The sequence below is a fragment of the Natronobiforma cellulositropha genome (assembly GCF_025629245.1).
GTDB classification, from domain to species: Archaea; Halobacteriota; Halobacteria; order Halobacteriales; family Natrialbaceae; genus Natronobiforma; species Natronobiforma cellulositropha.
This window is the reverse complement of sequence record NZ_JANZXN010000030.1, coordinates 236,636-259,503: the sequence shown is the minus strand read 5'-3', so window position 1 is coordinate 259,503 and position 22,868 is coordinate 236,636. Positions and strand designations below refer to the sequence as shown.

At 63.5% G+C, this 22,868-nt stretch carries 24 protein-coding genes; 16 read left to right on the top strand and 8 right to left on the bottom strand.

The window, feature by feature from the left end; genetic code table 11:
* Positions 1-58: 58 nt before the first annotated feature.
* A complete protein-coding gene (locus N0B15_RS14155) occupies positions 59-379 on the bottom strand; it encodes a hypothetical protein (RefSeq protein ID WP_263020355.1) in 321 nt (106 codons plus the stop codon).
* A gap of 126 nt (positions 380-505) precedes the next feature.
* On the opposite strand from N0B15_RS14155, the gene N0B15_RS14150 reads away from it, so the two are divergent.
* Positions 506-1,822 (top strand): nickel pincer cofactor-dependent isomerase, group 22, encoded by a 1,317-nt coding sequence (locus N0B15_RS14150; RefSeq protein ID WP_263020354.1) that lies wholly within the window; start codon positions 506-508, stop codon positions 1,820-1,822.
* Between the two features lies 1 nt (position 1,823).
* Here N0B15_RS14150 and fer read toward each other — a convergent pair whose 3' ends face one another.
* Positions 1,824-2,471 (bottom strand): ferredoxin Fer, encoded by a 648-nt coding sequence (gene fer, locus N0B15_RS14145; protein ID WP_263020353.1) that lies wholly within the window; start codon positions 2,469-2,471, stop codon positions 1,824-1,826.
* A gap of 1,016 nt (positions 2,472-3,487) precedes the next feature.
* On the opposite strand from fer, the gene N0B15_RS14140 reads away from it, so the two are divergent.
* Positions 3,488-4,729: an MFS transporter gene (locus tag N0B15_RS14140; RefSeq protein WP_263020352.1), complete on the top strand. Its 1,242-nt coding sequence runs from the start codon at positions 3,488-3,490 to the stop codon at positions 4,727-4,729.
* A gap of 140 nt (positions 4,730-4,869) precedes the next feature.
* A complete protein-coding gene (locus N0B15_RS14135; RefSeq protein WP_263020351.1) occupies positions 4,870-6,222 on the top strand; it encodes an aldehyde dehydrogenase family protein in 1,353 nt (450 codons plus the stop codon).
* Here N0B15_RS14135 and N0B15_RS14130 read toward each other — a convergent pair.
* Entirely contained in the window at positions 6,216-7,046 is an 831-nt protein-coding gene (locus N0B15_RS14130) for a DsbA family oxidoreductase (protein WP_263020350.1), read from the bottom strand. The two genes, N0B15_RS14135 and N0B15_RS14130, sit on opposite strands and share 7 nt — an antisense overlap.
* Positions 7,047-7,335: 289 nt before the next feature.
* Positions 7,336-7,695 (bottom strand): winged helix-turn-helix transcriptional regulator, encoded by a 360-nt coding sequence (locus N0B15_RS14125; RefSeq protein WP_263020349.1) that lies wholly within the window; start codon positions 7,693-7,695, stop codon positions 7,336-7,338.
* 169 nt (positions 7,696-7,864) lie between these two features.
* Here N0B15_RS14125 and paaA point away from each other — a divergent pair, with 169 nt between their 5' ends.
* The 10 genes from paaA (at position 7,865) to N0B15_RS14075 (ending at position 15,132) form a co-directional block, all read left to right on the top strand.
* A complete protein-coding gene (gene paaA / locus N0B15_RS14120) occupies positions 7,865-8,794 on the top strand; it encodes a 1,2-phenylacetyl-CoA epoxidase subunit PaaA (protein ID WP_263020348.1) in 930 nt (309 codons plus the stop codon).
* A 6-nt stretch (positions 8,795-8,800) separates the two neighbouring features.
* Positions 8,801-9,058, top strand: coding sequence for a phenylacetic acid degradation protein PaaB (locus tag N0B15_RS14115; protein ID WP_263020347.1), 258 nt, complete (start codon positions 8,801-8,803; stop codon positions 9,056-9,058).
* Positions 9,055-9,855 carry a 1,2-phenylacetyl-CoA epoxidase subunit PaaC gene (gene paaC, locus N0B15_RS14110; protein ID WP_263020346.1) on the top strand — a complete coding sequence of 267 codons (801 nt, stop codon included), beginning with the start codon at positions 9,055-9,057 and terminating at the stop codon, positions 9,853-9,855. The genes N0B15_RS14115 and paaC overlap by 4 nt, the downstream gene beginning before the upstream one ends.
* Positions 9,852-10,238 (top strand): metal-sulfur cluster assembly factor, encoded by a 387-nt coding sequence (locus N0B15_RS14105; RefSeq protein WP_263020345.1) that lies wholly within the window; start codon positions 9,852-9,854, stop codon positions 10,236-10,238. Before paaC ends, N0B15_RS14105 begins: the two co-directional genes overlap by 4 nt.
* Position 10,239: 1 nt before the next feature.
* On the top strand, positions 10,240-10,368 hold the full coding sequence (locus N0B15_RS14100; RefSeq protein WP_263020344.1) for a PaaD-like zinc ribbon domain-containing protein: 129 nt from the start codon (positions 10,240-10,242) through the stop codon (positions 10,366-10,368).
* A 67-nt stretch (positions 10,369-10,435) separates the two neighbouring features.
* A complete protein-coding gene (locus N0B15_RS14095; RefSeq protein WP_263020343.1) occupies positions 10,436-11,551 on the top strand; it encodes an amidohydrolase family protein in 1,116 nt (371 codons plus the stop codon).
* 453 nt (positions 11,552-12,004) lie between these two features.
* Positions 12,005-12,649 (top strand): nitroreductase family protein, encoded by a 645-nt coding sequence (locus tag N0B15_RS14090; RefSeq protein WP_263020342.1) that lies wholly within the window; start codon positions 12,005-12,007, stop codon positions 12,647-12,649.
* Complete coding sequence (locus N0B15_RS14085) at positions 12,639-14,222, top strand: chorismate-binding protein (RefSeq protein ID WP_263020341.1); 1,584 nt, start codon at positions 12,639-12,641, stop codon at positions 14,220-14,222. Before N0B15_RS14090 ends, N0B15_RS14085 begins: the two co-directional genes overlap by 11 nt.
* Positions 14,222-14,815 carry an anthranilate synthase component II gene (trpG, locus tag N0B15_RS14080; protein ID WP_263020340.1) on the top strand — a complete coding sequence of 198 codons (594 nt, stop codon included), beginning with the start codon at positions 14,222-14,224 and terminating at the stop codon, positions 14,813-14,815. The genes N0B15_RS14085 and trpG overlap by 1 nt, the downstream gene beginning before the upstream one ends.
* A complete protein-coding gene (locus N0B15_RS14075) occupies positions 14,812-15,132 on the top strand; it encodes a Rieske (2Fe-2S) protein (RefSeq protein WP_263020339.1) in 321 nt (106 codons plus the stop codon). The genes trpG and N0B15_RS14075 overlap by 4 nt, the downstream gene beginning before the upstream one ends.
* A gap of 27 nt (positions 15,133-15,159) precedes the next feature.
* On the opposite strand, the gene N0B15_RS14070 is transcribed toward N0B15_RS14075, so the two are convergent.
* The 4 genes from N0B15_RS14070 to N0B15_RS14055 all read right to left on the bottom strand — a co-directional run bounded on the left by N0B15_RS14070 (position 15,160) and on the right by N0B15_RS14055 (position 19,525).
* Positions 15,160-15,513, bottom strand: coding sequence for a cupin domain-containing protein (locus N0B15_RS14070; RefSeq protein ID WP_263020338.1), 354 nt, complete (start codon positions 15,511-15,513; stop codon positions 15,160-15,162).
* Positions 15,513-16,562, bottom strand: a complete 1,050-nt coding sequence (locus N0B15_RS14065; RefSeq protein ID WP_263020337.1) for an amidohydrolase family protein — start codon at positions 16,560-16,562, stop codon at positions 15,513-15,515. The genes N0B15_RS14070 and N0B15_RS14065 overlap by 1 nt, the downstream gene beginning before the upstream one ends.
* A 130-nt stretch (positions 16,563-16,692) precedes the next feature.
* Entirely contained in the window at positions 16,693-18,384 is a 1,692-nt protein-coding gene (locus tag N0B15_RS14060) for an acetate--CoA ligase (protein ID WP_263020336.1), read from the bottom strand.
* 148 nt (positions 18,385-18,532) lie between these two features.
* On the bottom strand, positions 18,533-19,525 hold the full coding sequence (locus N0B15_RS14055; protein ID WP_263020335.1) for an MBL fold metallo-hydrolase: 993 nt from the start codon (positions 19,523-19,525) through the stop codon (positions 18,533-18,535).
* A gap of 1,024 nt (positions 19,526-20,549) precedes the next feature.
* Here N0B15_RS14055 and N0B15_RS14050 point away from each other — a divergent pair.
* The 3 genes from N0B15_RS14050 to N0B15_RS14040 are packed head-to-tail and all read left to right on the top strand — an operon-like array spanning position 20,550 to position 22,798.
* The gene (locus N0B15_RS14050) at positions 20,550-20,966 is read left to right on the top strand and encodes a DoxX family protein (protein ID WP_263020334.1); all 417 of its coding nucleotides are present in this window, start codon (positions 20,550-20,552) and stop codon (positions 20,964-20,966) included.
* Complete coding sequence (locus N0B15_RS14045; RefSeq protein WP_263020333.1) at positions 20,967-21,779, top strand: DsbA family protein; 813 nt, start codon at positions 20,967-20,969, stop codon at positions 21,777-21,779.
* Between the two features lie 59 nt (positions 21,780-21,838).
* Positions 21,839-22,798 carry a glutathione S-transferase family protein gene (locus tag N0B15_RS14040; RefSeq protein WP_263020332.1) on the top strand — a complete coding sequence of 320 codons (960 nt, stop codon included), beginning with the start codon at positions 21,839-21,841 and terminating at the stop codon, positions 22,796-22,798.
* Positions 22,799-22,868: the final 70 nt, after the last annotated feature.

Genomic DNA, 22,868 nt, shown 5'->3' with positions numbered 1-22,868 from the left:
TAGGGTTCTCCGGGCGTACGAGCGCCTCCGGCCGGAGCCTGGGGCGGTCGGGAACTGTTCAGTCCTCGAGCCACGACTCGAGCGCACCGACGACAGCCGCCGCGATGGCGTCGCCGATTCGCTCGGGCGCGTCGGTGAGGTCCCAGAGGTACGCACCGTTCTGGGTGACCGTCACGCACTCGAGGAGCCCGTGTCGGTCGAGTTCGACGAGGAGCGGCTCGAGCGCCCCCTCGTCGACGTGACAGTCGAACGCGTCCGCCATGTACGAAGCGAGCTGTGCGGTCGTGACGACGACGCGGTCCTCGAGGTGGCAGCCGGCGGAGAGCGTCGCGGCCGTCGGGACCAGTGGCGTCGGCGGCGATGGCGGCCGGTGGGTCATGTGCGCCGGGAGTTTGGACGCAGCACCTATCAGTGCGTGCGTGTATCGAGACAGTGACGACCCCCCGAGGGCCGAACGCCCCGCACCGACCCCGCCACTTTTCGTCACACTCGTCTATCACCACACATGGAGTTTCCGGACGCCGCCACCATCGACGCTGCACTCGAGTCGGTCACGTTTCCGACGTTCGTCGAGGCACGCCTCGAGCGGTCGACGCCGGTACTCGAGAATCCCACAGACACCGCGCGGGCGGCGCTGGATCGACTCCCGCTCGAGCGCGTCCCCGCCGGTGGGACGGTCGCCGTCGGCGTGGGCAGCCGCGGCATCGGCGAGATCGAGCGGATCGCCCCGGCGGTGGTCGACGAGCTGAGGGCCCAGGGGTTCGATCCGGTGGTCGTCCCCGCGATGGGCAGCCACGGCGGGGCGACCTCGGAGGGCCAGCGGCGGACGCTCGCGGCCCTCGGCCTGAGCGAGAGGCGGCTCGGTTGTGAGATCGACGGCCGGATGGCGACGCGGGCCGTCGGCGAGACCGCGAGCGGCCAGCCGGTGTACGTCGCCGAGGCGGCGCTCGAGGCAGACGGGATCGTCCTCCTCAACCGGGTGAAGCCACACACGAGTTTCGAGGGACCTGTCGAGAGCGGTCTCTGTAAGATGGCGGCCGTCGGCCTGGGAAAACGCGAGGGCGCAGCCGCGATGCACGAACGCGCACTCGTCGATGGCTACGCCGAGACGATCACGGAGGCGTTCGCCGTCGTGCGCGCGGAGACGCCGCTGCTCGGCGGCGTCGCGGTCGTCGAGAACGGGGAGGAACAGCCCGCGGCGGTCGAAGGGATGTCCGCCGACGCGCTGCCAGACGCGGAAGCGGCGCTGCTCGAGCGCGCGAAGGCCCACCTGCCGACGCTGCCGTTCGACGCCCTCGACGTGCTCGTGATCGATCGGATCGGCAAGGACGTCTCCGGGACGGGGATGGACACCAACGTCGTCGCGCGCACGCCGATGGTCGGTGCGAGCGGTCCCGAGGTCCCCGAGATCACCCGCATCGTCGTCCGCGGGGTGAGCGAGGCGAGCCACGGAAACGCCCACGGCATCGGTCTCGCCGACCTCACGACGACGGCCGTCCTCGAGGAGCTGGATCTCGAGGCGATGTACACGAACGCGCTCACGAGCGGGTCGCTCGAGCTAGACCGGCTTCCGGTGGCACTCCCGACCGAAGCACAGGCGCTGACGGCCGCCGTCTCGTGCATCGGTCCCTCCGACCCCGAGACGGTGCGGATCGCCTGGATCCGCGACACCGGCCACCTCACGCGATTTTACGTCTCGAGTGCGCTCGCGAGCGAGTCGCTCGAGGGCGTCCGGTTCGGCGAGCGCTCCCGGCTGGTGTTCGAGGACGGGGAGGCGCGACTCGAGGCGCTCGAGTCGCACACGGCGGACGAACGGGCGTGAGTCAGTCGTTGAGACGCGCCTGTTCGAACGGCCGCGGCGGCAAACGCAGGTCGTCGAGACTCGGGAGGTACTTCACGTCGTAGACGACTTTCGTCTCCTCGGTCGTCGGCGCGCCGACACAGGAGAGGCGAATACCACGCTCGAGCATCTCACTCGGGAGGATGTGATCGACGGGCATCGAGAGGTCGCCCTCGACGACGGCGACCGCACAGTTCGCACACGCGCCGCCCCGGCAGGCGTAGGGCCACGCGAAGCCGCGGTTTTCGGCGGCCTCGAGCAACGACTCGTTCGGTTCGACGAGGAGACGGCCGTGGGCGTCCGGGTCGAGACCGCAGGCGGACGCTCGCTCGAAGAGGTCGTCGTCCTCGAGTTCCCAGCCGTAGTCCTCGAGGACGTCGTAGCTGAGGTACTCGACGCGAGCGCCATCCGGCGTCTCGTCGTCGCCGTCGGCGGTCGGCTCGAGTTCGTCGAGGACGTGGTCCGAGTCGGCGGCCGTGAGACGGAGGTAGGCGGTTCGAACGCGCTGGAATTCGGCGGCCGAGCCGCCGTGGTCGGGGTGGGCGTCGAAGATCCGACGACGGTAGGCGCGCTCGATCTCCTCGTCGCTTGCATCCGGATCGACCGAGAGGACCTCGAACGGAGACTCCACGCGTTCACGTAGCGGAAGCTCCGTATTAAGCACCTCGTCGAACCACGGAGGGTGATTCGAGGGCGACGTCACGGAGTGTCGATGGGACGTCGTTGCCGAACGAACCGCGTGCGGTCTCGCAACGAGAGTACGGTGTGATCGCATCACCAGAGCGAGAGAGTGCAGATGGAGGGGGCGCACCAACGTAACATATATAGTAGTATGTTACTATAACGATGTTTTGGGTATACTCTCGTATGAGAAATCGAATATATCGAATCAGTCAGTGGAGATAGTCAAGAAGATTCGAGAGTTTAGTAGGGAAAGAACGAGAATTTTCTGAAAAGGTTTGTGTGTATCAAATACTGAAGGAGGAGGAGAAGATGGAGAGGGTCGATAGGTAAGTGACGCATAGAATGTAGTTGTTAATACCCATATGGGGTATAGGTATTAGGTTTCCAGAATATATCTCCTCTCCGAAACGGAGAGTACCGGACGAACGGCCTTCCAGTGGCAGCACCACCCGGAACGTTCGAGACGAAGATAACATGGCGGTGATATTTTCGATGTTGGAATTATTGTCACCGGAGAATGTAAATGTTGAGATGAATTACACCAGTATGATTGTAATGTAAAGCTAATGGTTATGCCCTTACGCGGTTCGGCCTGGCGGCAGCAATCGCGAACGGCAATCGGCCACCGGCGGCGAGCGCGTCGGGTTCAGAGAGGGGGTGAGTTCGAGACGGCGAGGGAGGACGAGACGGCGGATTACCCGCACTACATCTGCTATCGTGTAGGTTAGCACACATATATGTGCCCGGGGCGAGAACGACCAGTTGTGACGAGAGGCGAGAAACACCCCACACGGACTGATCGGACGCACGATGTCGAACACACGTCGGACCAGCGGACGGTGATCACACACGAACGGTAATCCAAAATACGGCGACACGGTGGGCAGAGGAGGCTGTTGCACACCCTTCCCCCCACGGTGAGACGGTGTACGAACGCGAGAACGGCTCGAGATTCAGTAACACGTGACACGACCCCAACATCTGAGCGACGGCGCCGGTTCCAGTCAGGCGCGCTGGCAGTCGACGACAGTACTCACGATCCTCGCGACTGCAGCAGTCGTCCCAATGGACGTCCCACTGGTGAGTCCAGGTCTCGGTGAGATCGAACGTGCGTTCGGTATTTCGGGTACGCAAGCGGGTCTACTCGTCACCGTATACGCGTTACCAGCACTGCTCGTCGCCCCACTCGTCGGGATGTACGCCGACCGACTCGGTCGGAAACGGCTACTCACGGCGTGTTTGGTCGTGTTCGGGACAGCGGGCGCAGCGATCAGTGTCGCACCGAGTTTCGAGGTCGTCCTGGCGCTTCGTCTCGTACAGGGGTGTGCCTCCGGCCCGATCCTGCTCTCGCTCGCGACCACACTCGCCGGGGACACGTTCGTCGACAGACGCCACGACACCGTCATCGGCGCGACGATGGCCACCATCTCCCTGGGCGCGGCGATCTACCCAGCAATCGGTGGCTACCTCTCCGCTATCGCGTGGAACCTGCCGTTCGTCCTCTACGGACTGGCGGTCGTCGTCGCCGTCTTCGTCAGTGTTGGATTCGACGAACCGGTGGCGACGGCCGAGGAGAAGCCGCGGGCGCGAGTGTACGTCCGCGAAGCCGCCCGCGCTGTGCCAACGGTTCCAGCAGTTCGGCTGTACGGACTGGTGTTTCTCACCTACCTCCTGGTGTTCGGCCTGTACACAGCGCTGCCGTTCTATCTCGAGCGCGCCTACGGCCTGGGCGCGGCTCAGATCGGTCTCATGACGATGGGCATGCTGCTCGTCTCGGCGACCGTCTCGATGGGGAGCGGCCTACTGTCCGCGTGGGCTCCCGACAGAAGCCTGCTCGTCGGCGGCGTGCTCGCGTACGCGAGCGCCCTGGCACTGCTCGCACTGACGCCGGGAGTCGTCGCGACCTTCTGTACCCTGGGGCTGTTCGGCGTCGGAAGCGGCGTGATCACACCCAGGCTCCTCTCTTCGATCAGCACGCTCGCGCCCGACGAGTTCCGGGCGGGCGTAACGAGCATCCAGACCGTAACCATCAGCGCCGGCCAGGCTGCGGGACCCGTGTTGTTCATCGGTCTCGGGAGCTGGCTCGGTTACCAGCGGCTCTTCGGTGCCACAGCCGTCGTACTCGTCGCGACGACCGTCGGCTCACTGATCGTCTACGAGTTCCAGCGCGTGCCGAGCAGGGAACGGCTGTCGGTCGGTAAGTGAACCCACCGTCACAGCGGGGCACCCGGAGGTGGAACGACCGCACCGGGAAACGAAAGCGACGGTCTCCCGATGTGGTCGCTCCGCCGGACAGTCAGACCACAGTGTATTAAGATGGTCCGCTGCGGGATGTACGGTAGATCATGTCCAGATCGACACAACGGACAGAGGTGATCGAATCGTTCATCAACGGCGACTATCGTCACGACGAGATCCGCGAGAAGGTCGGGACCCCGATCGGTTACCTCGAGGAGGACGCGTTCGACGGCATCGAGACCGCCTCGAGCCAGCCGTCGGACGTGTTCGACGAACTCGAGGAGATCGCAGACGTCTACCGAGAGAACCGAGAGCGCTACGCCGAGACGCTGTGTGAGGAGACGGCGTATCCGTTGTCTGACTGTTTCGACCGCATCGACAGCATTCCCCGGTATCTCGACGGCGTGAGAGAGTACCACGACCACGTCCGAGAGGAGACCGGCGCGGTCGACGACTACAACGCGACGACCGACCACGAGCGACGGGTCGTGACCGTCCCGCGCCCGATCGGACACGTGCTCATGGTGACGCCGCGTAACGCGACGATCCTCGCACCCGTCAACACTGCCTCGGCGCTGGTCGCCGGCAACACCGTCACCGTCCGCCCATCGACGCGAACGCCGGCGTCGGCCGCGGCGCTCCTCGAACCCTTCCTCGAGCGCTTCCCCGAGCGGGTGAACGTCGTGTTCACCGAGCCGGAGATCATCTACGAGCCGTCAGTGCTCTCCCGATTCGACCTCCTCCACTACGAGGGGAGCAGCAACTACTACCCAGAGATCAAAGAGTCCGCCGCGGCGGCGGGCATCGAGAGCAACGTCGAGGGAGAGGGCAACGGCGTCTTCATCGTCGACCACGAACCCGAACGAGCGGCACGTACCTTCGTGCGCGCGCTCGTGCGCTGTAACGGACAGCTGTGTTCGACACCCTCGGGGCTGCTCGTGAACGAGGCGATCGCCGAGGAGTTCGAAACCACACTCGAGAACGAGCTACGGGCGGTGACCGTCGGCGACCCACGCGAGGAGGCGACCGACGTCGACGAGAACGCCGAGGTACACGCACCCGAGGCGGAGCCGTTCGTCGACCTCGGAGACAGCCCCGTTCGCATCCTGACGTTCGAGGAGGGTCTCGAAACCGTCGAACTGTTCGGTCCGGGTGCGTGGTACGACACCTGGGAATCGCTCGAGGAGGTCCGAACGTTCCTCGGAGCGCGCGAACACGGGCTGAGCATGACGATCTTCTCGGACGAGCCAGAACAGTATCTCCGCGAGAGTAAGGCGCTCACCTCGCGCGTGTGTTTCAACCTCGACCCGACGATCATCTCACACTTCTCGCCCTGGGGTGCGCTGAAGCGAAGCGGGGAGAGTCCGGTGACGACCCGAATCGAGAAATTCACCCAGCACGTCACCGTCGTCGACCACCCCGAGAGCGAGACGGACCACGACGCACTGTCGATCTACTGACGGCACTCGAGTAACAGCGGGTCGACGGGTGAGTACCAGAACGTGCCGTTCCCGCGCTCTACCGGACGAATTCGAAAGTCGTCCGCCATCGCCTTCAGCGCCTGCCCGGCCTTCGAGACGCTCACGTCGTACACCGTCGCGACCTCCTGTGCCGTGACGCTGCCGTAGGCGTCGACGAACTCGCCGAGCGGGCGTGGTGCCACCGGGTCGAGCGGCGGGGAAACGTCGGCGATCGCAGCCTCGAACGACTCGAGTGACGTGTTACCATAGAGCCAGGTGGTCCCGCTGGGACCGGTGAGCGAGTAGGTTGGCAGCGCCGTGACGGCGTGTGAACGCGCACGGTCGAGATCCGCCTGGAGCGCCGTGTGTGCAGCGTTTCCCCCGAGGTCGGAACTGAGGCGGTCGCCGTCCAGTCCGACAGCAGTCGCGAGTTCACACAGCGTCGGTTGGTGCTCGAGGTCGACTCGTTCGGTCGCGGCGGCCGCCCGGAGCCGTCTGAGATACCGCCTGGCGAGTGCGCCGTCCTGGAGTTCTGCGGCCTTGTACGCGAGGCTCGACGGCCGACTCGACGGAGAGGGGATTTCGCACCACTTGTCGGCATTGATCGGCATGCTGTGGTACCGGGCCGCGTCGCGCCAGTGGGACGTCACGTCGACTGACTGAGCGGGTTCACTGTGGCCGCTCGTGAGTTCGGTCATGACGAATTCGACGGTGAGCTGCCCGCGGTAGTGCTCAGAGAGTGCGCGGATGGTCGGCTCTGCATCCCACGACCACGCACAGAGCGGATCGGTAAACTGCGTGACCGTAACCGACTCCTCGGTCATGGGTGTGTGTGGGGACCGCACTGCTTCGAAGGTGTACAGAAAGCGGCTACTGACGGCGACATCCGGTGGACGGACCACGTGTCGGAGGTGTCGCTACGCCGTCTGCAACCGTTCAGCGTGCGTCTGCAAGTCGTCTCTTCCATACGTAGTCACGACACGGCCGGACCACATAAGTCTCAGGTAAATTATGATTCACCAGGGGTCACCGGGGTGACCAGGTGTACTGGAGTGGACCACGGCCTGACGGACGAGGGCGTCGGAGATGGGGACGACGCTGTGGGGAGAGGTCTTAGACGGAGTCGGCCGGGACATCGTCGAGCCAGTCAGCAGCCCAGTCGTCGAGTTCGTCGAACACCGGTTTGAGGGCACGCCCCTTCTCACTCAGGCTATAGAAAACAGCGATCGGTGCGGCCTCCTCGGTACGACGTTTTACGTACCCGTTTTCGATCAGGGAATCGAGTGCATTCGAGAGCGTCCGAGACCGGGCGTTCGTCGAACGTTTAAGTTCGTTGAACCGTTTCTCCTCGTCCATCAGGTCGTGGAGGATGTTGAGTCGCCAGATTTCACCGATTTCGTTGAGCGATTGGATCGTCGGACAGGCACTTTGGTTCCGCTTCTCGATTTCCTCCTGTCGATCGTTTGCTGACATGAGCGTTAGCAGATTATCACCAATGCAAATAAATGTAGTGTATACTCGGACTCGCACACACGCGCTAAAGATACTTTGGCCGCTTCGTCACGCGGTCTCGAGGACGGCCGAGACGAACGGAGCGGTCCTAACACGAGCTTTTATATTCATGTACTCAACTATCTATGGCATGAAACTAGAGGAGCGGATTGCTGCTGGACAGCTGATCGAGTCGGGTGACGAACTCACCGACGAGTACCGTGAGCTGCTCTGTGGCATCATCCAGTTTACGGCCAACAGCGAGTTTATGGGAGCGTTCGCGGAGAGCGAGTGGATCCCTCGAGCGCCGAGTTACCAGCGAAAACTCGCCCTGATCGCGAAGAACCAGGACGAGATCGGCCACGCACAGATGCAGTACCAGCTGGCCGAAGACCTCGGACGGGACCGCGAGCAGATGCTCACCTCGCTGTTAGCGGGTGAGAACGGCTTCGGGAACGCGTTTCACTACCCGGCCGACGAGTGGATCGACATCGGGCTGTTGGCCTGGATGCTCGACGGGGCGGCGATGCAACTGCAACACTCGCTGATGAAGACGAGCTACGGGCCGTACGCACGCATCATGAAACGCGTCTGCCGGGAAGAGGAGTTTCACATCCGCCACGGAGAACACATCGTCCGCGAGTACGCGACGGGGTCGCGCGAGAAACAGGAGCGGCTACAGGCGGGTGTCGACCGCTGGTGGTCTCGAGCGGTGATGTTCTTCGGTCTCTCGGACAGCCGCAGTGAGAAGAGCGAGCGGATGGACGAACTCGGAATCAAGCCCAAGACCAACGACGAACTGCGCCAGCAGTACTTCGATACGTACGTGCCGAAGCTTCGGAACTACGGTATCGACATCCCAGACGAGAACCTCTATTACGACGAGGAGACCGAACAGTGGGAGTACACGCCGCCGGACTGGGAGGAGTTCAACAGGATCGTCACCGAAGGTGGGCCGGAGACACAGGCCCGCCTCGACCGGCGACGGACGGCGTTCGAAGAGACCGCCTGGGTACGAGACGCGCTCGAAGCGTACGATGGAACGACGGCGAACCGGTTCGCGAACAACATCACAGCCTAACGATAGATGACACAGCCATACGAAGTATTCGTGCAGTGGAAACGTGGAGGCGCACACGAACACGCCGTGACGGTGACGGCATCGGACCGGGAGATGGCGCTCACCCTCGCCAAGCGTAACGTCGACGTTCGCGGTGCACCCGTGAGCATCTGGGTGACGCCACGGAGTGAGATCGCACAGACGAGCGCGGACGATCCGACGCTCGCACCGAGCATCGAGCGGGAGTACCGAAACGTCTCGTGGTACGCGAGGGAGCGCCAATGAGCGCCGAGAGCATCACTCTCGAGGAACTGGACGCGACCGAGCGGTTCCTGCTCGCGATCGCCGACGACGAGTTCGTGACCGGACAGCGCTTCGCCGAGTGGGTCACCGTCGGGCCGACGATGGAAGAGGACAACGTCCTCTCGAGTCTGGCACAGGACGAGATGGGCCACGCACGCCTGTGGTACGAACTGATCGACCACGGCAGGGATCTCGACACCGTCGGCTACAACCGCCGTCCGAGCGAGCGGCGGAACTCGATCCTGCTCGAGACCGAACACACCGACTTCGGGGACACGATCGTCATCAACTTCCTCTACGACACGGCTGAGACGCTGGTGCTCGAGGCGGTCGCCGAGACGGCGGACGACGCGGTCGGGAGTCGGGCGACGAAGGTGCTCGAGGAGGAGCGCTACCACCTCGAACACGCGACCCAGTGGCTCGAGCGGCTGGTCTCGACCGACGAGGGCCGCCGTCGCGTCACCGCGTCGTTCGAGCGACTGCTGCCTCGGAGCGCCGACCTCTTCGCCTTCGACGCCGCCGTGGGCACGGCACCGTCGACTGCTGGCATCCTCTCGAGACCCACCGACGAACTCAGGGCAGCGTGGCGCGAGACCGTCGAGGAGACCATCTCGTCGCTGCCGCTCGAGGTCTCGGCGGACGCACTCGAGGCGGCGGTGAGCGAACCGGTTACGAACGGACGGGCAGGAGAACACACGGACGCCCTCACGGCGCTGCTCGACAGTATCCACGCCGAGGGGCTGCCGGCGGACCATCCGGCCAGCGGGTACCACGCATGACGTATCCGGCGGACCCAGCGCAGCGCCTGGCCGAGGCGCCGGCGACCGAACGGGCGGTGTGGGAGGCGCTCGGGACGGTCGAAGACCCCGAACTGCCCGTGAGCGTCGTCGACCTCGGTCTGGTGTACGACGTCGAACTCGAGGACGGCGCGGTGACGGTTTCGATAACGCTCACCTACGCTGGCTGTCCGGCCCGTGATCTGATACTCGAGGACGTCACCGACGCGGTGGAGACGGTCGCCGCCGTCGACACCGTCGAGGTCGACCTCGTCTACTCACCGGCTTGGTCGCCGGCACGGATCACCGAACGGGGCCGGAAGGCGCTCACCGAGTTCGGACTCGCCGTCCCGGAGGAGGGACCCGCCGCCGAGGGGTGTCACTGAGATGCGCTCGGTGACGTGTCCGTTCTGTGAGACGGACGACGTTCGGCTCGAACAGCAGGTCGGCTCGGCACTCTGTCGGACGCTGTACTACTGTCAGGGCTGTGGTGAGCCGTTCGAGGAGTTCGGCTGAACGGGCGTCGAACCGTCCCTGGCGTACCGTATTCGAACACAGCAGACAACAGCGAAACACACAACCGATGGAACTCGAGCAAACAGACGGACAGGTAGACTCAATCGAAGCACTGGAACGGATCGACGAGTACACGGTCGTCGACAGCGACGTCCACGAGATCGTCGCCTACTCGACCGAGTTCGCGAGGTACGTCCCCGAGCCGTACAAGAACCGGGTCAAACACCAGCTGACGACGAACGATCCCCTGGCGAAGTCGCTGGTCGGCTCGTTTCCGTTCGACCTGGATCCGACTCCGCACGAACTCGGCTCCGAGGTGAAGACGACGACCCCCGAAGGGATCATGGCGTTTATGGACCGGTTCAACACGGATTACGTCGTCCTCCACGGCCACCAGCTAGAGGGGATCACCGACGTGCCCGAGCAGGATTTCGCGATCGCGCTCTGTCAGGCGTACAACGACTACTTACTCGACAACTTCCTCGACGGAAACGAAGGGCTCAAAGGATCGATCCGAATCGCCCCGCAGGCACCGGAGAAGTCAGCCGAAGAGATCCGCCGCCTCGGCGACGAGACGGACATGGTCTCGGTACACGCGAACTTCTCGTCGAACACGCTCCTCGGTGATCCGCAGTGTGAACCGATCTTCGAGGCCGCAGCGGACGTCGGACTGCCGATGGACTACCACCCATCGTTCCCGAACCCGCCGTGGGGGCAACTCTACGGCGTGGCGAACCTCCAGACCGACGTGGCGAACATCGCCGCGTACAACCAGGCGGCGATGAGCCTCGTCTCGAACATCGTATTTCAGGGCATCCCCGAGAAGTACCCCGACGTCGAGCACGTCTTTCTCGAGGGAGGTGTCGCCTGGATTCCGTGGCTGGTCGGGCGGATGGACAAAAACTACGAGCGACGGAAAGACCACCTCCCCTGGCTCGAACAGAAGCCGAGCGAGTACGTCCGCGAGTACTTCTACTGGGGGACACAGCCACTCGAAGACCCCGCGGGTGGCGTCAACTTGAAACAGTTGATGCAGATGATCGGTATCGACTCGTTGCTGTATACGAGTGACTTCCCACACCTCGACTTCGATTATCCGACGGTGTTGACCATCCCGAAGCTCACACCGGAGGAAGAACGGAAGGTCTTCGGCGAAAACGCGCTCAGCGTCCTCGACATCTAACGCGAGTCGCTCGACTCGAGGCGTCGTTCTCGTCGGTGGCTCGCCGGTTTCCGGAAGACAGCCCACAGCCACTGGCTCGCCGAAGCGGGCGCACCGAGCGGGAGACGACCCCCAGCCGTCCGTGGGAGCGGTGACGACGGGGGCGACGGGCGGACCACCCGAGACCGGCCGCGGGACCAGCACTCGTCGGCGGTCTCGGGCGCGGGCCAGCACCAGTTCGTTGGGTAGCAGACGTAACTGACCGATAGAGTATGTGTTTGTGAAACGACCATACCGTGTCGCTCGAGGAGCGCCCGAAACAGCGATCATACCGTACACGACCCACAGAAGTAGTTTTCAGCAGAACCGGGTGAACCTGCTGTACCGTGAAACACCTGGTGGTGTATTTTACATCTGGTGAACGTTAAGCAACATTAACTATAACATATGCCGACACGACGTTGTAGATGCGACATGAGATTCCACGAACTGGTCGAAGCACGACGGTCGGTACGCGAGTACACAGACGAACCGCTGGACGACGAAACACTGACGGAACTGTTCGACCGGGTGAAGTATACGCCGACGGGGTATAACCTACAGCCCCAGGAGTTTCTCGTCCTCAGAGAGGACGACCGGCAGGCACTGCTCAGGGAGTGTGCGTACAACCAGGAGCAGGTGACGGACGCGGCGGCGGCAGTCGTCGTCCTCGGGAACCTGGATCCCGCAGCCCACGCAGACCGCGTGTTCGACGACTGGCTCGATAAGGACTACGTCCCGAACGAAGAGGTTCGAGACGGACTCGCGAGTAACGTCGAGGGCTGGCGAGAGCAGCCAGCGGAGGAGAACCGAGTCTGGACGGTTCGAAACAGCTCGCTCGCGGCGATGACGCTGATCTACGCCGCCTGGGAGATGGGAATCGCCTCCTGTCCGATGGAAGGGTTCGACGCCGAGGCGGTTCGCGACGAGTTCGATATCGACGACGGCTACGAGCCCGTGATGATCGTCACGCTCGGCTACGCGGAAGCAGAGGCGTCCAGCCCGTCGAAGCCGGCGAAGTTCCGCCGTCCACCGGCGGAGAACGTCCACGAGGAGGTGTTCGTCCCACATGCAGAGTAGTTACGAAGGGTTCTCACACAGCCGCGAGGAGTTCAGCGACTACGCAGACGAAGACGGTCACGTGGTCGCTCGATTCGCCTTCGACCTGCCGACGGCAGCCGACCCGTTAGCTGCGTACGCAGCGCTCGAGGACGCGAGCGACAGCGACTACTCGTTTCTGTTCGAGACCGGACCGAAGATTTCGTCGACGAACCCAGACGGGGCGTTCTCGGCGTCGGCGCAGGGGCAGTATCGACGCTTCTCGTACGTTGGGTACGACCCCGCTGCCGTAATTACCGTCGACGACGGCGAGACGACCGTTGAAGTCGAAGACCCACGGTACGCGGACCTGATCGACGTCGGTGGAGACAACACGGTCGATGCACTCCGCCAGGGTCTCCCCGACGCGAGCGTTCCCGAATCCGGGGACGCGCCGTACGAAGGCGGTCTCCTCGGCTTCCTCGCGTACGACGCCGTCTACGACCTCTGGCTCGGTGACCGGCTCGAGGAGGCGGACACCTCGGACACGGCCGACGCACAGTTCGTCCTGAACACGAAGACGATCGTATACGACCACGCGAACGAGCGAGCATCGATCGTCTTCACCCCCGTACTCGAGCCCGGCGAGGAGACCGACGACCTCTACGATCAGCTGGTCGCCGAAGCGCTCGACGTCGCAGAGTGTGTCACTGGTGTGACGCTCGAGACGGACGGCTTTCACTGCACAGGGTCGACGATCGGTGCCCGTGGAACGTACTGCGACGCCGTCGAGCACACACGCGAACACATCGTCGATGGCGACATCTACCAGGGCGTCATCTCCCGCGAACGGACCTACGAGGGATCGCTCGACCCCTATGCGTTCTACGAGGACCTCCGACAGGAGAGTCCGTCACCGTACATGTACCTGCTCCAGTTCGGCGACCGGTCGGTGATCGGTGCGAGTCCGGAGACGCTCGTCTCCGTCCAGTCCGGAACGGTCGTCTCGAACCCCCTCGCCGGCACGTGTGAACGCGGCTCGAGTCCGATCGAGGACCGAAAGAATGCGGGCGGACTCCTCGCAGACGAGAAAGAGCAGGCAGAACACGTCATGCTCGTCGATCTGGCGCGCAACGACGTGAGACGGGTCGCCCGTCCGGGAAGTGTCTCGGTCGACGAGTTCATGAACGTCGTCAAACACGCGACGGTCCAGCACATCGAGAGCGTCGTCAGTGGCGAACTCGACGACGGGTACGACGCGTTCGACGCGCTCGAGGCGACGTTCCCCGTCGGCACGCTCTCGGGTGCGCCGAAGCTGCGGGCGATGGAGATCATCGACGAGATCGAAGAGACACCGCGTGGCATTTACGGCGGCGGTATCGGCTACGTCTCGTGGGACGCCGACGTGGACGTGGCGATCGCGATCCGAACGGCGACGGTCGAGCACCGCGAGAGCGATCACGTCACCGTCCGTGCCGGTGCGGGCGTCGTCGCCAACAGCGACCCGGACAGCGAGTACGAGGAGACGGAGAACAAACTCGGCGGCATCCTCGGCTCGCTCGAGAACATCAGTGTACCGACCGACGACCAGCGGACCAAACAGACCCACCTCTAATGACCGAAGCGACCACCCACGCGGACCGACCCGACGTACTGTTCATCGACAACTACGACTCGTTCACGTACAACCTCGTGGAGTACGTGAGCGAGTGGGCGAACACCACCGTGGTAACGAACACGATCGATCTCGAAGCGGTCGAAGCGGCCGACCCCGACGCGATCATCATCAGCCCAGGACCCGGCCATCCCGAAAACGACCGCGACGTCGGGGTCTCACTCGACGTCCTCAGAGAGGTGAGTCCGACGGTGCCGACACTCGGCGTCTGCCTCGGTCTCGAGGCCGCGGTCTACGCCTACGGCGGAAGCGTCGGCCACGCACCGACGCCAGTCCACGGCATGTCGTCGTCGATTATTCACGATAGCGATGGAGTGTTCACGGGACTCGACCAGAAGTTTCAGGCGGGACGGTATCACTCGCTGGTCGCCCAGGAGATTCCGAGCGTCTTCGAAGTGAGCGCCGTCTCGGCCGACGACTCGCTCGTGATGGGGCTTCGCCACCGGGAGTATCCGATCGAGTGTGTCCAGTTCCACCCCGAGAGCGTACTCACCGCGACCGGCCACGACATCGTCTACAACTTCCTCCAATGAGCGAGACGATCACCCTCCAGCCGTTCGAAGCCGGCGAACGACGGTTCGTGAAAGCGAGCGGCGTCGAAATAGCGGTCGTAAACGTCGACGGCGAGTACTACGCGTTCAAAAACTGGTGTCCACACATGGGTGCACCACTCGGCCGAGGACCCGTCGAGTCAGCAGGGAACGACGAGTGTGAGACGGCGACCGTCTCCTGTCCGTTCCACTCGTGGTGTTTCGACCTCGAGTCCGGCAAATCGACGTTCAGCGAACTGCAGATTGCGACGTTCGACGTTACCCGTGAAGGCGATGACCTCCACCTCCACGTAGCCTGAGTGCGGAAGCCGACTATTCTACTGCAGTTACTCGTCGAAGATCGCATCGTCAGCGACGTTCGGCACGCCAACGACGAAGAGCGTCGACCGTTCGTGCGCAGAGACGCGTCGCCAGGCCGACGGCTCGACGAGGAGAAACTGACCGGGTGAGAGCGTGTACGGAGTGCCGTCGACGTCGAGAGAGACCTCTCCGTCGATCAGATAGTACAGCTCCTCTTGCTGGTCGTGTCTGTGTCGCTCGTTCGACTCGCCGGGTTCGTACCGCCAGAGGTTCGGGCGCATCGCCGACGCACCGAGTTCGTAACCGATCGCCTGCAGCGTCGGCTCGACGCCGTCGAGCTCGAGTTCGTCGACGTCAGCGGGGTCGATCTGTTCGACCATCAGACACCGTACACCCGCGTTGCGTTCGTTCGAAGGACACGGTCTCTGTCCTCGTCGTCAAGCGACGGCAGCACGTCGACGTCGTCGGCGTTCCAGTAGGGATAGCCCGAGGCGTAGAGCACGTTCTCGGTGCCGACCATCTGGAAGTACTTCGAGAGCACGTCGTCGGGTAACGCAGACATCGAGTACGTCGTCACCCAGCAGTTGTCACGGATGTACTCGCGTGGCTCGCGCTCGAGCGGCGGTGAGAACTGCTCGAGGTTGCGGTAGTAGCGCGTCCCGCGCCACATCGTCTGTGGCAGCCACCCGATTCCCTCGCCGGCCCAGACGACCTCGAGGTCGGGGAAGCGGTCGAAGACGCCCTGATAGATCATACTCAGCATGTTCGCCATGTGGTTCTGGGCGAGGCTCGAATCGTAGCTCACGTAGTGTTCCGGAATGCCGCCTGCGGTCTGTCGGTGAACGGGGTTGCCGGAGGTGTGAATCGTCAGCGGGAGACCCGCCTCGGCCGCCGCCTCGTAGATCGGGAAGTGATACTCGTGTCCGAGCGGGAGGTCGCTACCGCCGTAGAGCAGGACCGTCACCATATTCGGGTCGTCGGCGTACTTCTCTATCTCGGCGACGGCCGCCGTCGGGTTCTTCTGGGTGACGAGAATGCCGCCTTTCAGCCGGTCGGAGTGGGCGAGCCACTCGCGTGCGAGCAGGTGGTTGTACGCCGAGACCAGCGTGGCCGCGTAGTCCGGGTCGGGCTTTCCAGGGATGAACTTCACGGCGTGGCCCAGTAAGAGTCCGGTATCGACGTTGCGTTCACGGAGGTACTCGTCGAATACCGCCGGGGAGCGGAACCGTTCGGGATCGATCTCTTCGTCGACGTCTTCGTTGAACGAGGCGTGATACCAGGGGAGCGTCGGGACGAACGTCCCGCCGATCGGATCCTGAATTTTCGTTTTGATCTCGAGGCGCTCACGCCACTTCGGATCGACGAGGTCGACCATCTGCTCGAGGTCGACCGTCCACTGGTGGAGACACGCGTCCACAATGCCGTTCATCTCGTCTCCCCAGACCCATCATATGACAAAAGTGTTTTCGGTATGAACGCACGGCGACGGCCCGTCGGTCGCCGCCCGGGCGAGCGAGTCGCTACCTACGTGTGGACCCCCGGTGAGAACCGGTGGCCGGTCAGTCGGCGATCAACGGAGATTGACTGTCGCCATCGTCACCGTACTCGCGTTCTCGAAGCTTCGCGCGCTGAATCTTCCCGGATTCGGTCATCGGGAGGTCGTCGACGTACTCGATCTCTCGAGGGTACTTGTAGGGTGCGATCTGCCCCTTCACGTACGTCTGGAGGCGGTCGGTGAGGTCCTCGCTCGCCTCGGTGCCGTCGGCGAGGACGACGAACGCTTTGACGATCGTTCCGCGGATCTCGTCGGGACTGGCGACGACCGCCGACTCGCGAACGGTGTCGAGTTCCTGTAAGACCTCCTCGACCTGTGGGCCGGGAACGTTGTATCCGCTGGTGATGATCAGGTCGTCGCGTCTCGACTGGTGGACGAACCGTCCATCCTCACGGTGGACGAAGATGTCTCCGGGAATCGACCAGCCGTCGTGGACCGCCTCTAGCTGTTTGTCCGAGCGGTTCCAGTAGGAGACGGTGGTCGGTCCGCGAACCATCAGCACACCTGGCTCGCCGCGGTCGAGTTCTTCACCCGTCTCGGGATCTGCAACTTTACACTCGTAGCCCGGAACCGGATAGCCGGTCGCCGTCGGATCGACCTCGTCGCTGGCTCGGTCGCTGATGAAGATGTGGAGCATCTCGGTCGTCCCGATTCCGTCGAGGAGTTCGATACCGAACTCCTCGAGGACGCGGTCGTACGTATCCGAGGGCAGTGGCTCACCGGCGCTGATGCCGGTTCGCAGCGAGGAGAGATCGTAGGTCGTCTCCGCGTCGAGCGCGAGCATCTGGTTGTACGCCGTCGGAACGGAGCCGATGATCGAGATTCCGTACTCGTCGACCGCCTCGAGCAGTGCCTCCGGCGTCTGGTCCTCGACGAGACACGTACTGGCACCGAAACGGAACGGGAAGGCGACCAGCAGGCCGTAGCCGAACGTGAACGCGATCGGTGGGTTCCCGCCGAAGACGTCGTCTGCGGTCGGCTCGAGACAGTTGCGCGCGTAGGCGTCGGTAATCGAGAGCAGTTGTCGGTGCGTGTGGACGGTCCCTTTCGGCTGGCCGGTCGTCCCGCTCGTGTACGCCAGGAGTGCGAAGTCGTCGCGGTGGGTGTCCTGTACGGACAGCGCAGTCGACTGGCCGTCGACGACGTCCGCGTACGAGAGGTAGTCGTGATCTGTATCCGACGTCTCGACGACGAGTACCTCCTCGAGACCGGCGGCGTCGGCTTCTTCGACCGGGCCGAGCAGGTCCTCGTAGACGACGGCGAAGCGCGCGCCCGAGTCGTTGAGGACGTACTCGACTTCTGTCGTCTGGAGGAGTTTCATCGACGGCACCGGAATCGCCCCCACCTTCTGGATGGCGAGACAGGCGACGACGTACTCCGGCCGGTTCGGGAAGCGAACGAAGACGCGGTTCCCCGGCCTGACGCCGAGGTCTCGGAGAGCGTTTCCGAGCCGGTTCGTCCGCTCGTGTAACTCTCCGTACGTAATTTCCTCGTCCTCGAAGTAGATGGCGACGGAGTCACCTCGTCCGCCGCGTACGTGGTCGTCCACCATCACGTCTGCCGCGTTGATGCGCTTCGGATAGTGGAGTTCTGGCGTACCGAACACCTCGTTTCCACTGTCTACGAGCGCATCGACGGTAATCGTGGTGTTCGGTCGCTCAGTTCCGTCTGCCGTCGGATTGAGAGGTCGGGTCACGTTCGTCACAACACCGACAGCACACTTATTCTTAATGTGAATTATAAGTCACCAGATTTGATATGGGACACCAGGTGTTCCCCGGTGAACCACCGCACGTGCACCGACCTACAGCGAGAGAGTCCCGCCGTTCACGGCGGGGAGGATGTCATGACACCAGCGGCCACCGCTCCTCGTCGAGGTCGTCGAGCGTCGACGCGACTCCCTGCTCGAGGCGGTAGACCTGCCCGTCGCGGCTGACCACGCCCTCGCGCTCGAGGTGATCGAGGTGTGCGAACGCCTCGCCGGGACCGTGAAGGATGTGGATGCCCTCGAGTTCGCCGAACAGGGCGCCACTGACGCGCCAGACGTTGGAGGGACCGTGTTCACGGAGCACCTGGAGGACGCGGTAGGCGCGCGTCTCGTGGTGGCGGGCGATGGACTCGGCGCGAGCGGCCGGATCGTCGATGGGGTCTCGGTGGCCGGGCCAGGCCCGGTCGTAGCCCGCGTCGGTGATGTGCTCGAGCGCACCGAGATACTTCTCAAGGGGGCGGTCGACGCGGAGGTCTGCACCACCGACGTTCGGCGTATAGACCGGCAGCAAGGCGTCACCGGTGAACGCCTCGAGCCGGCCGTCGACAGCCACGTCGAAGATGCACGCTCCCGCGGCGTGTCCGGGCGCGTGAACGACGCGGAGTTCCGAGCCGTTGACCGAGAACGTGTCGCCGTCTTCGAACGTGGTGACGGTGGGAACGGGACGCGTCGTGTCGAACCCCGTGATCCGCTCGAAGAGGCGCTCCTGTTTCTCGGCCGGGATCGCCCACTCGTCGAACCGCTGGCGTTTGAGCCGGTCGGCCCGCACGGCCGTCTCCTCGTCGTACTCGACGAGCGGGGCGTCCGCTGCGTGGACGTGGACGGACGCGCCACTCTCGGCCTGGATCTCTCCGGCGAGACCGGAGTGGTCACCGTGCCAGTGAGTGAGGAAGATACGGTCGATGTCGGCGAACGTCACGCCGTGGTCGGCGAGCGCCGAAGCGAGCGCGCTCGCCGTCGCGTTCGTCGAGTCGCCCGTATCGACGAGCACCGTCTCCGGCCCGTCCGCGAAGAGGTAGGCGTTGTTGTTGCCTTCGAACGCGGCGTTCGCCAACGAGATTCGTTCCATACCTACCGGAGCAGGTCCCACCAGCAGAAACGTTTCGCTCCGGGACTCCGCCCCGTCCTCCTCGTCACCCTCGATGCCGCAGGTGAGCGCGCCACATCCGCGCGTTCCGGTGTCCGGGTGGAACCGGTGAACGACGCCGGTGGAGCGCTCGAGTGGCGACGGCGGGGACAAAAGTGTAAAAGTACCACATACGCAGTAGAACGGAGAGGTTTGGCTCGTACCGGGAGAATTGATCGATCACGTGACGGCGACGAACCCGGTACAACCGGTTGACGAATGCCAGCGAACAAGGTGGTCGAAAAAGCGTGGTCGACGGGAAAGAGAGATTCCAGGCCGATAGCTCCTCCACGATCTCCGATGACAGGGGCTTGGTTTCTCTCTCGAGGTGAGAGAGGGTGATGCGAGTGCCACCCGCAAGATGTAGATATATCAATAAGTGTGCCTTTCGAATAGACAGCTCCATTTATCAACTTCCAGTGTCCGCTCTCGGAGAACGGCCGTCGAGCAATAACGAGATGGTGCCGTCAGCCGGCAGTGTCGACGAATCCACCGCCGGTCAAGGATAGTATGTAACGCACACGCACGTGGGGCGAACGGTCGGTGTACTCGAACGCGTCGATGGACGCTACCGGAACGAGGGACGTGGCCGACCAGCGACGGCGAGCGCAGGGAGTCTCGATGGAAGAGCGCAGGCGACGCGCCGGACGGCCCACGATATGATAGATTCGATACCACAATTTTCAAGTCTGTATATTTATCCATAGTTTTATTCCTGGTTCGAAGTGATTCAGTAGATCGAACAACGACACGATCGTACCGCCGTGTGCCGGTTATTGGGTGTGAAGGGCGGACAGGTGGTGTACCCCGGTACATCTGCTTTCCAGGCCTATACGTGGTATCGTTCATGTTGTCTGAACTATAAGTAATGGCCGTTCGTAGGAGAGAGTGTGATGAACGCAACTCACGAACTGACAGCAGGGACGTTACTAACCACGGCCGCCACCGTCGCAGGAGGTGCGTGCTGATGGCGTTCGAAACGGCCGCAACCGGCGAGCTGTTCCTGATCGGCCGTATCGCATTCGCCGCGATCCTCGGCTACCTCGCGATCGGCAACCTCCTCGACCTCGAGGGGACGGTCGCCTACGCCGAGAGCAAGGGCGCACCGCTCGCGTCCATCTCGGTGCCGGTGTCGAGTCTCCTCCTCCTGGGTGGAGTCGTCTCGATTCTCGTCGGTGCGTACCCGCTGTTCGGTGCGCTCGCAATCGCGGCGTTCCTCGTCGGAATCACGCCCGTGATGCACGACTTCTGGAACGCGGAGGGCATGGACAAACAGAACGAGCAGATTCACTTCCTGAAGAACGTGGGTCTGGCAGGCGTCGCGCTGGTGTTCGCCGCACTTGCAGGCATCGAGTGGCCGTACGCCCTCGGGGTGGGGATGTAAATGTCAACCACACTCGTCGGCTTTACGGATCCGTTCTGTACGTGGTCCTGGGGCGCAGAGCCGGTCATCCGACGGACCAGAGCGATCTACGGCGACCAGATCGACCTCGAGTTCGTCATGGGCGGACTCGTCGAAGATTTCGAAACGTTCCACGACGGCGCGAACGGCATCTCCGACCCGGTAGACGTCGCCCCACACTGGGAGGAGGCAGCCAGACGACACGGAATGCCGGTCGACGCGAACGTCTGGTACGAGAACCCGCCGAACTCGAGCTACCCAGCCAGCATCGCCTACAAGGCAGCAGGGTTTCAAGAGGAAGCCCTGGCAAACAGGTACCTCCGACGACTCCGCGAAGCGTTCGCGGCCGAACGTCGACAGATCGACCAGCCCGAGGTCCTGCTCGAACTGGCCGAAGACGTCGGTCTCGACGTCGAACAGTTCGAGACCGATCTCCACAGCGCCCAGGCCCGGGAGGCGTTCAGCCAGGACATGAAACGGACACGGCGCAACCGGGCGACCGCCTTCCCGTCCTTCGTGGTCGAGAACGGTGACGATCGCCAGCTGCTCCGCGGGTTCCAGTCGTTCGACTCGATCGCCCAGGCACTCGAGCGCGTCGACCCATCGCTCGAACAACGGGAGCCGCCCGCCCTCGTCGACTTCGTCGACTCACACAGCCGGGTCGCGACACGCGAGGTCGCCGAACTGTACGAACTCGACCGCGAGGGTGCACTCGAGCGCCTGGAGTCACTCGAAGCCGACGGGCAGCTCACGTCGAGAGAGCGTGGATCAGGGCACTTCTGGAAGACGACCTAGATCGTGGTGACGACGGAACCGACGCGAGAAGCGCGAACGAATACACAGATTTTACTCACATGGGACGATTGATCGACGGCGACTGGCGAACGGACGAGGAACTGGACGAGAGCGACCGCGAGCGTGACCCGACGACGTTCAGAGAGACGATCGGCTCGAGCGCGTTTCCCGCCGACCCGACACGGTACCACCTGTACGTCTCCAGGGCCTGTCCCTGGGCGCACGGTGTCATCGTGGTCCGGAAACTGCTCGGCCTGGAAGACGAACTCACCATGGACGTCGTCGACCCCCACAGACGGACCGACGGCTGGGAGTTCGCGCCGGAGAAGCCGGGGTGTACGCCGGATACTGAGAACGGGAGTTCGTACCTCCGGTCGGTCTACACCGCCGCCGATCCCTCCTACACCGGACGGGTTTCAGTGCCGGTGTTGTGGGATACGGAGACGGAGACGATCGTGAACAACGAGTCGATCGAGATCATGCGAACGTTCGCGGACGCCTTCGGCGACCGGGCGGACGTCGACCTCTATCCGGAGGAACTCCGCGACGAAATCGATTCGACGGCCGACGACCTGTACCGGACGGTCAACACGGGAGTGTACAGAGCAGGGTTCGCGAAGACGCAATCGGCCTACGCGAACGCCACCACGGAGCTGTTCGACGCGCTCGACCGGTGGGAGCGCACACTCGAGGACCAGCGGTTCCTCGTCGGTGAACAGCTGACACTCGCCGACCTCCGGCTGTTCGCGACGCTCGTTCGCTTCGACGCGGTCTATCACACGCACTTCAAGTGCAACGTGCGAAGCCTGATCGAGTACGAGAACCTCTGGGGCTTCACGCGGGACGTCTACCAGCTTCCGGGCATTGCCTCGACGGTGAACGAAGAACACATCAAAGAACACTACTACCGCAGCCACACCGACATCAACCCAACCGGCTTCGTACCGGTCGGCCCGGACCGGGCGTTCACGGCACCGCACGACCGGGACTCCCTCGCCGGGTCGAGCGGCATACAGTGACCACGCGGCGAGTGCGATAGCCGACTGTCGAACGCTGGTGACGGCGCCGGAGGCGGAAAACGCAGGCCCG

Excerpts from the sequence above, each read along its gene's own strand:
- N0B15_RS14155 (WP_263020355.1), bottom strand. The coding sequence starts at position 379 with ATGACCCACCGGCCGCCATCGCCGCCGACGCCACTGGTCCCGACGGCC.
- N0B15_RS14150 (WP_263020354.1), top strand. The coding sequence starts at position 506 with ATGGAGTTTCCGGACGCCGCCACCATCGACGCTGCACTCGAGTCGGTC.
- N0B15_RS14135 (WP_263020351.1), top strand. The coding sequence starts at position 4,870 with ATGTCCAGATCGACACAACGGACAGAGGTGATCGAATCGTTCATCAAC.
- N0B15_RS14130 (WP_263020350.1), bottom strand. The coding sequence starts at position 7,046 with ATGACCGAGGAGTCGGTTACGGTCACGCAGTTTACCGATCCGCTCTGT.
- N0B15_RS14125 (WP_263020349.1), bottom strand. The coding sequence starts at position 7,695 with ATGTCAGCAAACGATCGACAGGAGGAAATCGAGAAGCGGAACCAAAGT.
- paaA (WP_263020348.1), top strand. The coding sequence starts at position 7,865 with ATGAAACTAGAGGAGCGGATTGCTGCTGGACAGCTGATCGAGTCGGGT.
- N0B15_RS14115 (WP_263020347.1), top strand. The coding sequence starts at position 8,801 with ATGACACAGCCATACGAAGTATTCGTGCAGTGGAAACGTGGAGGCGCA.
- paaC (WP_263020346.1), top strand. The coding sequence starts at position 9,055 with ATGAGCGCCGAGAGCATCACTCTCGAGGAACTGGACGCGACCGAGCGG.
- N0B15_RS14105 (WP_263020345.1), top strand. The coding sequence starts at position 9,852 with ATGACGTATCCGGCGGACCCAGCGCAGCGCCTGGCCGAGGCGCCGGCG.
- N0B15_RS14100 (WP_263020344.1), top strand. The coding sequence starts at position 10,240 with ATGCGCTCGGTGACGTGTCCGTTCTGTGAGACGGACGACGTTCGGCTC.
- N0B15_RS14095 (WP_263020343.1), top strand. The coding sequence starts at position 10,436 with ATGGAACTCGAGCAAACAGACGGACAGGTAGACTCAATCGAAGCACTG.
- N0B15_RS14090 (WP_263020342.1), top strand. The coding sequence starts at position 12,005 with ATGAGATTCCACGAACTGGTCGAAGCACGACGGTCGGTACGCGAGTAC.
- N0B15_RS14085 (WP_263020341.1), top strand. The coding sequence starts at position 12,639 with ATGCAGAGTAGTTACGAAGGGTTCTCACACAGCCGCGAGGAGTTCAGC.
- trpG (WP_263020340.1), top strand. The coding sequence starts at position 14,222 with ATGACCGAAGCGACCACCCACGCGGACCGACCCGACGTACTGTTCATC.
- N0B15_RS14075 (WP_263020339.1), top strand. The coding sequence starts at position 14,812 with ATGAGCGAGACGATCACCCTCCAGCCGTTCGAAGCCGGCGAACGACGG.
- N0B15_RS14070 (WP_263020338.1), bottom strand. The coding sequence starts at position 15,513 with ATGGTCGAACAGATCGACCCCGCTGACGTCGACGAACTCGAGCTCGAC.
- N0B15_RS14065 (WP_263020337.1), bottom strand. The coding sequence starts at position 16,562 with ATGAACGGCATTGTGGACGCGTGTCTCCACCAGTGGACGGTCGACCTC.
- N0B15_RS14055 (WP_263020335.1), bottom strand. The coding sequence starts at position 19,525 with ATGGAACGAATCTCGTTGGCGAACGCCGCGTTCGAAGGCAACAACAAC.
- N0B15_RS14050 (WP_263020334.1), top strand. The coding sequence starts at position 20,550 with ATGGCGTTCGAAACGGCCGCAACCGGCGAGCTGTTCCTGATCGGCCGT.
- N0B15_RS14045 (WP_263020333.1), top strand. The coding sequence starts at position 20,967 with ATGTCAACCACACTCGTCGGCTTTACGGATCCGTTCTGTACGTGGTCC.
- N0B15_RS14040 (WP_263020332.1), top strand. The coding sequence starts at position 21,839 with ATGGGACGATTGATCGACGGCGACTGGCGAACGGACGAGGAACTGGAC.